At 70.2% G+C, this 14,508-nt stretch carries 10 protein-coding genes; 7 read left to right on the forward strand and 3 right to left on the reverse strand.

Annotation, left to right across the window (positions count from 1 at the left end):
* From ACN469_RS42180 to srmL, 3 genes are all read left to right on the forward strand, one after another.
* Positions 1–1,167 (forward strand): iron-containing alcohol dehydrogenase, encoded by a 1,167-nt coding sequence (locus ACN469_RS42180; RefSeq protein ID WP_498777837.1) that lies wholly within the window; start codon positions 1–3, stop codon positions 1,165–1,167.
* Between the two features lie 52 nt (positions 1,168–1,219).
* Positions 1,220–1,957, forward strand: a complete 738-nt coding sequence (locus ACN469_RS42185; RefSeq protein WP_498777839.1) for a dienelactone hydrolase family protein — start codon at positions 1,220–1,222, stop codon at positions 1,955–1,957.
* Between the two features lie 281 nt (positions 1,958–2,238).
* Entirely contained in the window at positions 2,239–3,375 is a 1,137-nt protein-coding gene (gene srmL, locus ACN469_RS42190) for a PheS-related mystery ligase SrmL (RefSeq protein ID WP_498777841.1), read from the forward strand.
* Between the two features lie 27 nt (positions 3,376–3,402).
* Here srmL and ACN469_RS42195 read toward each other — a convergent pair whose 3' ends face one another.
* Positions 3,403–4,932: a pyridoxal phosphate-dependent decarboxylase family protein gene (locus ACN469_RS42195; RefSeq protein WP_498777842.1), complete on the reverse strand. Its 1,530-nt coding sequence runs from the start codon at positions 4,930–4,932 to the stop codon at positions 3,403–3,405.
* 15 nt (positions 4,933–4,947) lie between these two features.
* Positions 4,948–6,546, reverse strand: a complete 1,599-nt coding sequence (locus ACN469_RS42200; protein WP_498777844.1) for a xylulokinase — start codon at positions 6,544–6,546, stop codon at positions 4,948–4,950.
* A 169-nt stretch (positions 6,547–6,715) separates the two neighbouring features.
* Between ACN469_RS42200 and ACN469_RS42205 the strand changes: the two genes are divergently transcribed.
* Both ACN469_RS42205 and ACN469_RS42210 read left to right on the forward strand, forming a co-directional pair.
* Positions 6,716–8,212: an ArnT family glycosyltransferase gene (locus ACN469_RS42205; RefSeq protein ID WP_498777846.1), complete on the forward strand. Its 1,497-nt coding sequence runs from the start codon at positions 6,716–6,718 to the stop codon at positions 8,210–8,212.
* 263 nt (positions 8,213–8,475) lie between these two features.
* Positions 8,476–12,051 (forward strand): fibronectin type III domain-containing protein, encoded by a 3,576-nt coding sequence (locus ACN469_RS42210; RefSeq protein WP_498777848.1) that lies wholly within the window; start codon positions 8,476–8,478, stop codon positions 12,049–12,051.
* Between the two features lie 126 nt (positions 12,052–12,177).
* Here the strand turns inward: ACN469_RS42210 and ACN469_RS42215 are convergent, their stop codons facing one another.
* Positions 12,178–13,329, reverse strand: coding sequence for an AI-2E family transporter (locus ACN469_RS42215; RefSeq protein ID WP_498777972.1), 1,152 nt, complete (start codon positions 13,327–13,329; stop codon positions 12,178–12,180).
* A gap of 333 nt (positions 13,330–13,662) precedes the next feature.
* Between ACN469_RS42215 and ACN469_RS42220 the strand changes: the two genes are divergently transcribed.
* Both ACN469_RS42220 and ACN469_RS42225 read left to right on the forward strand, forming a co-directional pair.
* The gene (locus ACN469_RS42220) at positions 13,663–13,965 is read left to right on the forward strand and encodes a hypothetical protein (RefSeq protein ID WP_498777974.1); all 303 of its coding nucleotides are present in this window, start codon (positions 13,663–13,665) and stop codon (positions 13,963–13,965) included.
* Positions 13,966–14,077: 112 nt separating this feature from the next.
* Positions 14,078–14,497, forward strand: coding sequence for a cupin domain-containing protein (locus tag ACN469_RS42225; protein ID WP_498777850.1), 420 nt, complete (start codon positions 14,078–14,080; stop codon positions 14,495–14,497).
* Positions 14,498–14,508: the final 11 nt, after the last annotated feature.

Consider the following 14,508-nt stretch of genomic DNA (forward strand, 5'->3'; position numbering starts at 1 on the left):
GTGAGTCCCACCGCCTTCGAGTTCGCCACCGCGACGCGCATCGTCTTCGGCCCGGGCCGCCTCGCCGAAGCCCCGGAGCTGGTGCGCGCGCTCGGCGGTCAGCGCGTGCTGCTCGTCACCGGGAAGACGCCCGCGCGCGCCAGCGCCCTGCGCGAGTCACTGGAGGCGCTCGGCCTCGTCGTGACGGGCTTCCGGGTGGAGTCGGAGCCCACGGTGGACCTGGTGCGCCAGGGCCTGGGCCTGCTCGCAGAGGCGCGCTGCGACGTGGTGGTGGCGATGGGAGGCGGGAGCGCGCTCGACGCGGGCAAGGCGCTCGCCGCGCTGGCGACGCAGGGTGGAGACCCGCTCGACTACCTGGAGGTCATCGGAAGGGGCCAGCCGCTCACCCGGGCGTCGCTCCCCTTCGTGGCCATTCCCACCACCGCGGGCACCGGCTCGGAGGTGACGCGCAACGCGGTGCTGGGCTCGAGAGAGGCCCAGGTGAAGGCCAGCCTGCGCGGGCCGAAGTTGTTGCCGGCCGTGGCGCTCGTGGACCCGGACCTGCTCATCGGCGCGCCCGCCTCCGTGCTCGCCTCCAGCGGCATGGACGCGCTGTCGCAGCTCATCGAGCCCTTCCTCTCCGCGCGCGCCAATCCCCTCACCGACTCCCTGGCTCGGGAGGGCCTGCGCCGCTCCGCGCGCTCGCTGCGGCGCGCCGTCCTGGAGGGGCTGGACGCGGAGGCACGCGAGGACCTGGCCCTGGCCAGCCTCTTCGGCGGCCTGTGTCTGGCGAACTCCGGGCTGGGCGCGGTGCATGGCTTCGCCGCGCCGGTGGGCGGCATGTTCGACGCCCCCCATGGCGCCGTGTGCGCGGCCCTGCTGTCCGCCGTGCTCGACGTCAACCTGAGGGCCCTGCGCGCCCGCGCACCGGAGCACCCTTCCCTGCCCCGCTTCCGGGAGCTGGCCATCCTGCTCACCGGCCGTCCCGAGGCTCGCGAGGAGGACGCCCTGTCGTGGGTGGAGGCCCTGCGCGTGGACCTGCGCATCCCCGGCCTCGCCGCCCATGGACTCACGCCCGCGCGGGTGCCCGAGCTGGTGACGAAGGCGCGCGCCGCGAGCAGCATGAAGGCCAATCCGTTGCCGCTCACCGACGCCGAACTGGCGGAGATCGCCACCCGGTCGTTATAGCGAGCCGCACCGCGCGGCGAGCCACACCGCCCCCCGCCTTCGAGGAGTGCCCATGGAAGACATCGAGCTGCCGACCTGTGATGGAGCGATGGACGCGAAGCTGTTCCAGCCGGAGGGACGCGGCCCGTGGCCCGCGGTCATCCTGCTGACGGACGCCATGGGCATCCGGCCCGCCTTCGAGCACATGGCCCAGCGGCTCGCGGACGGCGGCTATGTCGTCCTGCTGCCGAACGTCTTCTACCGCGAGGGCCGCGCCGGAAGCCTGGACTTGAGTGGCTCGTTCGCGGACGAGGCGTTCCGCAAGCACATCTACGCGCTCATCGCGACGCTGACTCCCGCGCGGCTGCGCGACGACGGCGCCGCCCAGCTCGACTTCCTCTCGCGACTGCCTCAAGTGAAGGGCACCAAGGTCGGCGTCGCCGGCTATTGCATGAGTGGCTCGATGGCCCTGCGCCTGGCCGCGGACTTTCCGGACACCGTCGTCGCGGCGGTGTCCAACCACGGAGGCCGGCTGGCGACGGACGCACCGGACAGCGCCCACCTGCGCGTCGGCGACGTTCGCGGAGAGCTGGTGTTCGGCCACGCGGACCAGGACGGCAGCATGCCGGCCGACGCCATCCTGCGCCTGGAGACAGCGCTGAAGACGGCCGGCGTCCGGCACAAGTCCCACCTCCACGTCGGCGCGCGCCATGGCTATGCGGTGGACGGCTCCGCGACCTACGACAAGGACGCCGCCGAGCAGCACTGGCGCGAGCTGTTCGACGTGTTCGGCCGCACCCTCTCGGCGTGAGCGGGTGAGGGGCCCCCACTTGCCAGCGGAAGCGGCTGGCGTTATTCGTACGGGCATGGTGCTCGTCGTCAGTGCTCGTCGATTTAGCCGCCCCCCGGCTCCCTTTGGGTGTCGGGAGGCCGTGCCGCGCTGAGCGCACGCAACCTCTCGTTGGTGAAACGCCGTCAGGCGCGACGCCCACCCGGAGCCGCCGGGGGGGCATCCGAGGCCGGCGGCGCCTGGCGGACTTCTCGCTCGGCGTGCCGGAGACCCTGCGTTTCCACCGCTTCCGAGAGGTTTCCATGTCGTCCCCTTCCGTCTCCATCCTCAGCGCCGAGGAGCTTCGGCGCGCGCTGTCCGTTCGTGATTTGACCGACCCCGCTTCCGGTCCCCATGCCCTCCAGCAGCTGGTGGCCTCCGCGCTGGACGCCCTGCGCGCCACCTGGGGCTGCGACGTCCTGCTCCACCGACAGAGCCCCGTCGTCTCCATCGCCGACAACTACGACCGGCTCCACTACCCACCCGGAGGCGTGGCCCGGGACGCGCGCTACACCCGGTATGTCTGCGACACCGCGCTCTTGCGCTCGCAGACCTCCGCCATGATTCCGGCGGCGCTGCGCGGGCTGGCCGCGTCTCCACCGGAGGACGTGTTGCTGGCGTGTCCGGGCCTCGTCTACCGCCGCGACTGCATCGACCGCCTGCACACCGGAGAGCCACACCAGATGGACCTCTGGCGCGTGCGACGAGGACCACCCCTCACGCCCGCCGACTTGCGACAGATGATTGCCACGGTGGTGGGCTCGCTGCTGCCCGGAAGAGAGACGCGGCTCACCGACGCCGTGCACCCGTACACCACGGACGGGCTCCAGGTGGACGTGCGCGAGGGCGACGAATGGGTGGAGATTGGCGAGTGCGGCCTGGCGCTGCCCGCGCTCCTCGCGGAGAGCGGACTGGAGGCGGGGCCCGTCACCGGACTCGCCATGGGTCTGGGGTTGGACCGCATCTTGATGTTGCGCAAGGGCCTGGATGACATCCGCCTCTTGCGCTCCACGAACCCGCGAATCGCCACCCAGTTGTTGGATTTGGAGCCCTACCGCCCGGTGTCGTCGATGCCCGCGGTGCGCCGGGACATGTCACTCGTCCTCGACGAGGGCCGGACGTCCGAGGAGCTGGGGGACGCGGTGCGCGCCGCGCTCGGCGAGCGGGCGGAGCTGGTGGAGAGCGTGGAGGTCGTCACGCAGACGCCCTACGCCGCGCTGCCTCCCAGCGCGGTGAAGCGCCTGGCGCTCCGGACCGACCAGAAGAACGTCCTCCTGAGAGTGGTGCTGCGCGCGCTGGAGCGCACGCTGACGCATGACGAGTGCAACGTCCTGCGCGACGACATCTACGCGGCGCTGCACCAGGGCACCACCTGGGAGTGGGCCGCGCGACCTCACTGAAGGCCGCGCGGCGCCAGGGCGTGACGCTCAGACCTTGTAGAGCAGGTCCATGTACTTCTTGAGCAAGTCACTCACCAGGCCCCGGAAGGGGACGGCGGCCGCCATGCCGTAGACAGGCGCCATCGTCCCCTTCTCGCCAGGGTGGGCCTTCACGTGCTCCACCGCCTCGCGCAGGTCCTCGAGGAAGCGCGCCGCCACGCCCGGCTGCGCGTGCCGCAGGGTGACGCAGATGTGCACGGCCGCGGGCTTGTGCAGGCCGTTGAGGCTCCACCCGCGCTCGCCCATCCGCTCCATCACCTTGAAGATGTCCACCGTCTCCGAGCCGAAGGCGATGACGAACAGCGGGTCTCCCAGCACGTGCAGCTCGGGAATGGAGCGGATGCCCTGCTTGAGCGTGTCGGCCGTCTCCAGGATGCGGCGCGTGGCCTCCAGGTAGCCCTGCTCGCCCATGCTCACCAGGGCCGCCCAGGCCACGGCGATGAGCGCGCCGGGGCGGCTGCCGGAGAAGGTGGGCGAGAAGTAGATGCCCCCGGGCCACTCGGTGGCGGTGAAGTACTGGTGCGAGCGCAGCGCCGTGCCCCGGTAGAGCACCACCGACGAGCCCTTCGCCGCGTACCCGAACTTGTGCGTGTCCGCGGACATGGACGTCACGCCCGGCAGCCGGAAGTCGAAGGGCGGCACCTGACGCCCCAGCGTGCGCGCGAAGGGCAGCACGAAGCCGCCCAGACACGCGTCCGTGTGGAAGCCCAGGCGCTTCTTGCGCGCCAGCTCCGACAGCTCGGAGATGGGGTCGATGACGCCGTGGGGAAAGCCCGGCGCGGAGCCGATGAGGAGGATGGTGTTGCGATTGATGGCCTTGCGCGTCGCCGCCACGTCCGCGCGGTAGTCCGGCCCCACCGGCACGCGCACCATCTTCACGCCGAAGTAGTGCGCCGCCTTGTCGAAGGCCGGGTGCGCGCTGGAGGGCGCCACCATCTCCGGCTTCGTGATTCCCTTCGTCTCCCGGGCCCAGTCCCGATACGTCTTCACCGCGAGCATGATGCTCTCGGTGCCACCGGAGGACATGGAGCCGCAGACGTGCTCGGCGGGCACCTTGCCCGCGTTGGCGGCATCGGCGCCCAGCATGCTCGCCGCCATGGCGACGACCTCCGCCTCGAACTTGGTGGCGCTGGGCCACAGGTCCGCGTGCAGCGGGTTGCTCTGGGAATGCAGCCCATAGACGCGGTTGAGGAAGTCGATGTGCTCCTGGTCACCGTTGTAGACGGCGCCAGACACCTTGCCATCTCGCCAGCGCTCCTCCTCCTGCGCCTCCAGCGCCTGAAGCTCGCGCAGCACCTCCTCGCGCGAGCGGCCCGTCACCGGCAGCTTCGCGAAGGCCGGCATCTTCCCCCGGTAGGGCTTGAGGCTGCCCTCCAGCTCGGACAGCAGCGTGTCCGTCTCCTTCGAGAGCAGGTCACGCACCAGCGGCACGGCCTTGAGATAGCGCTCGGCCACGGACAACAGCCGGGGCGGGACGTGGTTCAGCAGGTTGAGCGACTTCGGGTCTGGCAATGCCATGCGCACTCCTGGGAGTCAGGCGCTCCGGGCGCGGTTGAGGCGCGCGAAGATGGCCTTGTTGCTCTTGTAGAGATTGACGAACTCGCGGAACAACTCGTCGTACATCGCCCGGTTCGCCGGGTCGGGCTCGAAGGTGCGCGCCACGGGCACCAGCGACGGAATCTCCTCCACCGTCAGCTCCCCCAGCGCCACCGCCGCCTGGAACGCGGCCCCGCGCGCGTTGGCGAGCACCGGCTCGTCCACCTGCTGAATCACCCGCTCCAGCACGTCCGCGTGAATCTGGCACCACAGCGCGGACCGCGCGCCGCCACCGATGATGCGCAGCGAGTCCAGCCTGCGTCCGACGAACTGCTCCACGTAGGTGAACAGCCAGCGCGAGTTGTAGGCCACGCCCTCCATCACCGCCCGCACCATGTGGGCCCGCGTCGTCTTCAGGGACTGATTGAAGAAGCCCCCGCGCAGGGACTTGTCGTCCACGGGGCTTCGCTCCCCGTTGAGCCAGGGCATAAAGATGAGCTTGTCGCTGCCCGCGGGCACCTTACCCGCCTCGCGCTCCATCAACCGGTACACCTCCGCGGAGTCCTCCTCCTTCTCCCCGGGCTTGCCGCCCTGGCCATAGAGGATGTTGTCCTTGAGGAAGGTGAGGCAGATGCCCGCGGACTCCTGCTCGTTGGCCAGCAGGTAGCGCCCCGGCAGCGCGGACGGGATGGACGCCATCTGGTGGAACAGGTCCGACTTCTTGTAGGGCACGTGGCAGCACAGCCAGGAGGAGGTGCCCACGCACAGGTGCGGCGAGTTGTCTCCCACCGCGCCGGAGCCCACCGCCGCGGCGAGGATGTCCGGCGCGCCCGACACCACGCGCACGTCCTGGCTCAGCCCCAGCTCGCTCGCGGCCTGGGCGCTCAGCGGCCCCAGCACGCTCGCCGCGGGCACCAGGTCCGGCAGCTTGTCGCGGTGCAGGCCCGACAGCTTCAACAGTCGCTCGTCGTAGTCGACGCGGTGGAGCACGCGGTTGTCCGTCACCCAGTGCAGGGTGATGGAGTCGTAGGACGCCGCGAAGCGCCCGCTCAGCCGCAGGTTGAGCCAGTCCTTGGGCTCCAGGAACTTGTAGGTGTCGCGGTAGAGGTCGGGGTGCTCGGCCTGGAGGTAGAGGATGTGGCCCACCGGGTCCTTGCCGGAGAGGCTGGGCACGCCGCCCGTCAGGCGAATCCAGGTCAACAGGCGCGCCGCGCCGTAGCCCTCGATGGGGAGGAGCCCCCCGGCCGCGCGCTGGACATGGGGCGCTCCGCGCGAGTCCATCCAGATGAGGGCTGGACGCAGGGGCTTGCCCTTCGCGTCCACCGCCACGGTGCCGGACCACTGGGCGCTGCAGTTGACGCCGACGATGTCGCGCGCGGCCACGCGCCCCGACTCCAGCAGGCGGCGCGTGCCCCGGACGACGGCGCTCCACCACGCCTCGGGCTCCTGCTCCGCGCCTCCATCGGACAGGAGGTTGAGCTCCAGGGGCTCCACCTCGCCGCCGAGAATCCGGCCTCGCAGGGTGACGACGGCCAGCTTCACGGCCGAGGTGCCCAGGTCGATGGCCAGGATGGACTTCTCACCTGCTTGGGACACTCGGCCCTCCGAGCCGGGATGCGGGGATGCCGCCAACGTCGCGGCGCCCGGACTCTAGGAAGCGCGTCGCGCCTCCCGCCATCCACAACTCACGGCAAGGGCGCTTTTCTGAACGCCCGGGCCCCGCTCGGGCCCGAGGTGCTAGCCTGCGCCGATTCCTGGGGGTGGCATGCGCCGGTTCTTCGTCAGCGCGAGGGCACTGTGGCAGCGGCACCCGGTGGCGCTGGGCGTGGCGGTGACCTTCACGCTCAGCCTGCTGCTGCGGTGGCTGTATCTCCAATCCGCGCCGGACCGCGCGTGGCCCTTCTCCATCTTCTTCTATGGCGACGCGCGCTTCTTCCACGCGTACGCGCTGGAGCACGTGCGAGGCACGGAGGGCCCGGCCACCCTGCCCTACCACCCGCCCCTGTTCCCCTGGCTCCTCGGCGTGTTGTACCGCGTGCTGGGTGAGCCCCAGGGCAATGCCTATCCCTACAAGCTGTGCCTCGCCGCGCTGAGCGCCGCCACGGTGGCGCTGTCCTGGGCCTGGTGGCGCACGCTGCTGGGCACCGCGTGGAGCCTGGTGGGCGCGGCCCTCTTCGCCTCCAGCTTCGGCTGGCTGGTGCTCTCCACCACGTACAGCAACGAGGTCCTCTACGCCTTCTTCCTGTCCGCCACCCTCGCCCTCGTCCTGCGGCACAAGGCGGGACCGAGCTGGGGCGGCGCCGCGCTCCTGGGTCTCGTCATGGGCCTGGGCTCGCTCACCCGCGCCGAGCACCTCTACCTGTGGCCCTTCCTGCTCGCGTGGGCCTGGCTGTACCGGGGCTCGACGCCGCTGCCCGCGCTGGCCACGCGCTGGGGCGCCGCGGTGCTCGTCTGCGCACTGGTGCTCACGCCCTGGGCCGTGCGCAACGCGCGGGTGCTCGGCGAGCTGAACGCGAACACGCCCACGCTGGAGCCGCTGCCGGTGCTCGCGCCCGTCACCGCCTACGGGCCCATCAACTTCGCCATGGCGAACCACGCCCGCGCCACCGGCGGCTTCACCCCGGACTCCGTCAACCAGCTGGGCCAGGAGGGCAACCTGGACGTGGCCAATCCCGCGCAGCGCAAGCTGTTGCTGCACGGCTACGCGGTGGGCCTCGAGTGGATGCGCGAGCACCCCTCGGACGCCGCGCGCCTGTGGAGCACCAAGCTGCTGCGCTGGCTGGACGGCCTGAGCCTGGGGCTGGGCGCCTCCAATCTCCCCGGGGGCCTGCGCGGCGCGCGCGCGCCAGTGGACCTCTTCGTCCCCGAGGGCACCTGGCTGAAGTGGCCGCTGCTCGCGCTGCTCGTCGCGGGCGCGGCGCTGTCCCTCACCCGCACCCGGCGCGAGCTCAGCCTGCTCACGCTCGTCGTCCTCCACCGCGCGCTCATCACCGTCGCCTTCTTCGGCTACACGCGCGGCCTGCTCACCATCTTCCCCGCGCTCGTGCCGCTGCTGCTCCTGCCGCTCGTCGTCCTCACCGCGCGCCGCCCCGCACTGGCCACGCGCGTGCCCGCGCTCGCGGTGGTGCTGCTGCTGCTCTTGTGGGTGGAGGCCGGAGCGCTGGCGCTCGGCGCGCCTCGCGGCTTCATGGCCAGCGGAAGCACCGACAGCGCCAACGGCAAGCTCATCCAGGATGACTGGGTGCGCATCTGGCCGCGCTAGCCCGCACAACCAGTCAATAAAATTCTAATGAGGCGGCACACTTCCGCGCTCCGCGCAACTGCGGGTTTCACTTACAGTGCGTCGATGTGTTGACCAGTTAACACTTGAGGCCCATGAATTTCCTAGGGATCCAGTTTCAATGGGCTGACCGGGAATAAGGCATATTCATTTTTTAGTGGGTCATCAGTAAGGCGTCTGAGGGCTCCGTCTGTCTGGGAGCCACCTCGGGTCCGACCCTCGGGACCCCCATAGAGGAGAACCGCATGCGCCACACCAAGGTGTCAGCAGCATGTCTTGCCTTGCTCATGTCAGCGACGAGCTGGGCGGTGCAACCCCCCGAACAGGGGCAGAGCGCCATCGCCAGCAAGGCCTTCTACAAGCCTGAATTCTACCTGCCCATCCAGAACACCCCGCTGGACCAGGCGATGCGCACCATGGCCAAGGAGACGGCCACGGGCTGGGACGACTTCTTCTCCCGCAACGGGAAGGACTTCCGCGTCCACATCGACCCCCGCACCGGCACCCCGTCGGGCATCGAGGGTTCGGTTCCCCTCATCCCCGGCAAGGGCTTCCGCAACAACGTGACGCTGGACGGCGTGCGTGAGTCCATCGGCCGCTCCGTGGCGGACGTGGACGAGTCCGTCATCGGCGACCTGGTGTTCAAGTTCATCGCGGACAACCAGTCCGCGTTCAACATCGACCTGATGCAGCTGGGCGCGCCCCGCGTCACGCGCATCAACGAGAACCTGTGGCAGGTCCACATCCAGCAGGTGGTCAACGGCCTGACGGTGCGCCACGCGCGCATCGCCGCCACCATCAGCCACGGCAACCTCATCCTCATCGGCACCGAGGCGTGGGCCAACGTGGGCATCGACACGCGCCCGGCGCTCGCGCCGACTGACGCGCTCGTCGCGGGCAACGGCTTCGTCGGCCTGAGCACCAGCCCGCAGCAGCTCTGGCAGCAGCCCACGCTGGAGATCGCCCCCATGGCGCCCCAGGGTGAGTCCTTTGCCGGCGCCACGGGCACCGGCTACGAGCATCGCCTGGTCTACGCCTACGGCTTCCAGGACCCGGCGGCCCACCAGCGCTGGAAGGTGACGGTGGACGCGGACTCCGGCGAGACGCTCGCCATCGAGGACGACAACCACTACTTCGACGCGCAGATCCAGGGCGGCATCTACCCGTCCACCAACATCGGCACCTGCGTGGACAACACGGTGTGCGGCACCATGAAGCCCAACTCGCCCATGCCCTGGGCGAACACGGGCGTGGCCTCGCCCAACAACTTCACGGATGGCGCGGGCATCTTCGCCTACAGCTCCGGCACCTCGAACACCACGCTGGCCGGCCGCTACGTCCGCGTGTCGGACACCTGCGGCGCGGTCAACGTCAGCTCCACCACGGGCAACATCGCCCTGGGCGGCGCGAACGGCAACCACGACTGCACCGTGCCCACCGGCACGTCCGCGGGCAACACCGCCGCGTCGCGCTCCAGCTTCTACGAGCTGAACAAGCTGGCCGAGCAGGCCCGCGGCTACCTGCCGGGCAACACCTGGCTGTCCACGCAGCTGCTGTCGAACGTCAACATCAACAGCACCTGCAACGCCTTCTGGAACGGCTCCTCCGTCAACTTCTACCGCAGCGGCGGAGGCTGCGGGAACACCGGTGAGATTGGCGCCGTGTTCGACCACGAGTGGGGCCATGGCCTGGATGACTTCGACGCGAACGGCTCGCTGTCGAACTCCAGCGAGGGCTACGCGGACATCGCGGCCATCTACCGTCTGCAGACGTCCTGCGTGGGCTACGGCTTCTTCCTCACCACCAGCCGTGGCTGCGGTCTGACGCCTGACGGCCTGAGCCAGAACCAGAACGAGTCGCAGGTCGGTCAGGCGTGGTGCAACACCAAGTGCTCCGGCGTGCGTGACGCGGACTGGAAGGCCGCCACGTTCGGCGGCGTCGCCGCTCCTCCCGCCACCCCGCAGAACTTCGTGTGCCCCAACTGCAGCTCCGGCACCGGCCCGTGCAGCCGTCAGGTCCACTGCGCCGCCTCGCCCGCGCGTCAGGCCGCCTGGGACCTGGTCAAGATCGACCTGGCCGCCGCGCCGTTCAACTACGACGACAACACCTCGTTCATCGTCGGCAACAAGCTGTTCTACCAGGGCAGCGGCAACGTCGGCGCGTGGCACTCCTGCAACTGCACCGGCGGCACGTCCGACGGCTGCGGCTCCACCAACGGCTACATGCAGTGGCTGGCGGCGGATGACGACAACGGCAACCTGGCCGACGGCACGCCGCACATGACGGCCATCCACGCCGCGTTCAACCGCCACAACATCGCCTGTAACACCACGCCCCCGGTGAACTCCGGTTGTTCGGGCGGCCCCACGGCGAAGCCCACGCACACCGCCACCCCCGGTGACGGTCAGATTGCCCTCAACTGGACGGCCTCCGCTGGCGCCAGCGAGTACTGGGTGATGAAGACCGAGGGCATGGGCTGTGACTTCGGCAAGGCGAAGGTCGCCACCGTGACGGGCACCACCTACACGGACAGCGAGGTCGCCAACGGCCGCGAGTACTGCTACTCCATCGTCCCCGCGTCCTCGAACGCGTGCTACGGCGCGGCGAGCACCTGCTCGTGCGCCACGCCCTCCTGCACCGCTCCGGGCCTCGCCACGCTGAGCACCCCCAGCAACGGCGCCACCGGCGCGGAGCTGGCCGCGGTGCTCGACTGGTCGGATGTGACGGGTGCCTCCACCTACGAGGTCCAGGTCTCCACCAGCCCGACGTTCGCGACGGTGGTGGCCTCGGCCAACTCGCTGGTCTCCAGCACCTGGACGGTGTCCCCGGCGCTGAGCGTCAACACCACCTACTACTGGCGCGTGCGGGCGAACAACTCGTGCGGCGGTGTGGGCGCGTGGTCCAACGCGTTCAGCTACACCACGCGCGGCTGCACGGTGCTGGCGGCTCCGACGCTGGCCTCTCCGGCGGACGGCGCCACGGGCGTCGCCACGTCGGCGGCGCTGGACTGGTCGGATGTCGCGAGCGCGGGCAGCTACGTGGTCGAAGTGGCCACGGACTCCGCGTTCACCAACATCGTCCGGACCGGTACGGGCCTGACGGCCAGCAACTGGACGGTGTCCCCGGCCCTGGCGAGCGCCACGTCGTACTTCTGGCGGGTCCGCGCCGCGGATGTCTGCGGCGCCAGCCCCAACAGCACCACGCGCGGCTTCACCACCAGCACGGTCTGCACGCCCGCGCTGGCCACGTTCAACGCCACGCTCCAGGCGCCGACGTGCGGCAGCGTCTGCGGCTGCGACACCGGCCCCACGCTGGTCAACGGCCGCGGCACGCTCGCCGCGGGCACCGAGCCGAACCAGCCGAACACCATCAACGACTCGTGCGCTGACGGCACGTCCGGCACGTACCACGCCGACGAGAGCATCGACCGGGTGGTCCTCAAGACGACGGACCAGGGCGCCTTCGCCGTCGGCAAGCAGGTGACGGTGGAAGTGACCGTGTGGTGCTGGGGGACGACGGACTTCTTCGACCTCTACTACACGACGAACGCGTCGGCTCCCGCGTGGGCGGCGCTGACCACCAACCAGGCCTGCACGGGGACGGGTGCGCGGACCTTCACGCACACGTTCAACCTGGGCGCCACGGCGGGCACGCACGCCATCCGTCCGCAGTTCCGCTTCAGCGGCTCGGCGAGCTCGTGCGCCTCGGGTGGCTACAACGACCGTGACGACATGGTCTTCTCGGTCGGCACGTCCGTGGCTGCCGTGGACAGCGGCAAGCCGGTCACCTCGCAGGGCCGCACGGCCCCCGCGGGCCGCTGAACCCCGCGCCACTCCTCCGGCGCATCCCGGGCCGGAGGGGCGGCACTGAGGTCAGGCTGAGTTGAATCCGAAGGGCTTCCGGCCATCCGCCGGGAGCCCTTCTTCACGTCGGGGCTCCTCCCGCGCTCAATGGCGGTCGTCCGGCGCTTCGTCCATGGGGCCGGCGAACAGCAGCCCCTCCTCCACCGCGCCCTTCCCCGCCTGTCGCCGGGCGTGCTCGCGGCGGTGGGCGCGCTTCCAGCGCAGTTGCCGCGCCCGGAGCACTTCCTGGACGAGCACCTGCGCCGCGGCGGCCAGGGGGACGGCGATGACCGCGCCCAGCAAGCCCGCCAGCGCGCCGCCACACAGCACGACGATGGAGATGAGCAGCGGGTTCATCCGGATGGCGCGGCGTTGCACCATGGGGCTCAGCACGTTGGATTCGATCTGCTGGTAGACCATGAAGACAATCAACGCGATGACGGCGGGGCGCAGCCCCACCGTGGCCAGCGTCGTGAGGCTCACCAGCAGGCCGCTGATGACGCTGCCGATGTAGGGGATGACGCCCAGCACCATCACCGCCAACCCCAGGGCCAGGAAGAAGGGCACGCCCTGGATGAGCGCGACGGTGGCGGCCACGGTGCCTCCAATGGTCATCACCAGCAGCGTGCCCGCGACGTAGTTGCTCACCGCGGCGCGCATGCGCTCCACCAGCTCACGCACGTGGTGCCGACGGCGCGGCACCACCCACTGGAGGATGCTCTCGTAGAGTTCCTTGCCGAACAGCAGGCTGAACACGGAGAGGGCCACCACGGTGACGCCCGCCGCCACCAGTCCCAGGGTGGACGAGAGGACTCCGACGGCACGACCCGCCAGGTCCACCGGCTCGAAGCGCAGCAGCTCCTCGGGCCGCGGCTCGAAGCCGTAGCGCACGCCCAGCTCCTGGACCCACTTGGACTGGGAGAGCCGCTCCAGCAGCCCTGGCATCGCCTGGACCAGCCCTTCAATCTGCTGGACGAGCGCGGGCACCAGCGTGCCCACCATCACCCCCATCAACCCCAGGAGCACCAGCGCCACCACTGCCACACCCAACCCGCGCTTGAGCCCCCACCGCTCCAGCCTCCGCACCAGCGGGTCCAGGGCAAGCGACAGGAGCATCACGACGGCCAGGAGCGTGAGCAGCGGATAGAGCCGTCGGAGCACCAGCCAGCACACCGCGAGCAGCAGCACCTGCAGCCCCACGGCCCAGACCGTGCGGGCGGGCACGTAGACCGGGAGCTGCCGACTGGAATCCTTCATGAGCGACAAGGTAGGAAGTGGTGCTCCGCCAGTCAGGCCCCCTCGCGTGCGAGCCGGTGCGCCTCTGGGCATGCCAGGCACGGCCTGCCTCACTCGGCCGGACGTCGCCTCGTGGAGCAGCCGAGCAACCAGGCCCTACCTCGTCCCCTGACTCCACGGGGCGGGCAGCGGCGGTCCGAATCGAACCCGTGCGATGGGGGTGCAGGCGCCCCACCCTTTTGTTCGACGAGGAAGGGACACAACTGGATCGCGTCCTTGTCCGATAATCTTCAAGCAGGTCTGGAATCACCACGCCACGAGGAGGGCGACACGATGTGGATTGAAGCCATCGTCATGCCCCGGGAGCAGCCCACTGCGTCCCGGCCATCCTCACGTCAGGCGGCCAGGCAACCGGCCCCCGCGCCCCGGAGTCGAGCCGTGGTGCACAAGCAGGCAGGCGAGGAGAGCCAGCAGTTCCGCGACGCGGTGCTGGGCTTCCTGCGGGCGCACGAGCTGATGAGCGCGGTGCGCTGGGTGAGCGAGCCGGGGCTGTTTCCCCTGGTGACGCTGCACTGCACGCGCGGCGTGCTGGACCAGCTGCGCAAGGAGCCCGGGTTCGAGGCGGGGTTGTCCATGCCGCTGGAGCTGATGACCTGAGCACTGCCACACGCCGGGCGCGTCCCTAGGTTTCCAGTAGGAAACATGGGCGGGCCCGGGGTGTCTGGGGCGCGCGACGCTCCCCCTCCTCTGGCTCGCGGAGGGAAACATCATGAGCGAGTTGATCATCAAGCGATTCTCGACGCCCGATGAGCGCCGGCCGTTCGCGGCGCACGGGCATGCGGACGTTCTCCAGTTCGACGAGGGGCGCACGGTGGGGCTGGGCGTCTTCGAGCCCGGCTGGAAGTGGTCCCAGGACGTCAAGCCCATCGCCGGCACTGAGAGCTGCCAGGTAGCCCACTCCCTCTACGTCATCAGCGGGAGGATGATGGTGAAGATGGATGACGGCTCCCAGAGCGAGATGGGCCCTGGGGACGTGGCCATCATCCCACCGGGACACGACGCGTGGGTCGTCGGCGAGGAGTCCTGCCTCGCCGTCGACTTCGAGGGCATGGCGGACTACGCGCGGCGCGAGGCCATGAAGACGAGCCGACCCGGCATGACGCCCGAGTCAGCGCCTGGGTTGCACTGACTCGGCCTGCC

Source organism: Corallococcus terminator, assembly GCF_049194865.1.
In the GTDB taxonomy this organism is placed as follows: Bacteria; Myxococcota; Myxococcia; order Myxococcales; family Myxococcaceae; genus Myxococcus; species Myxococcus terminator_A.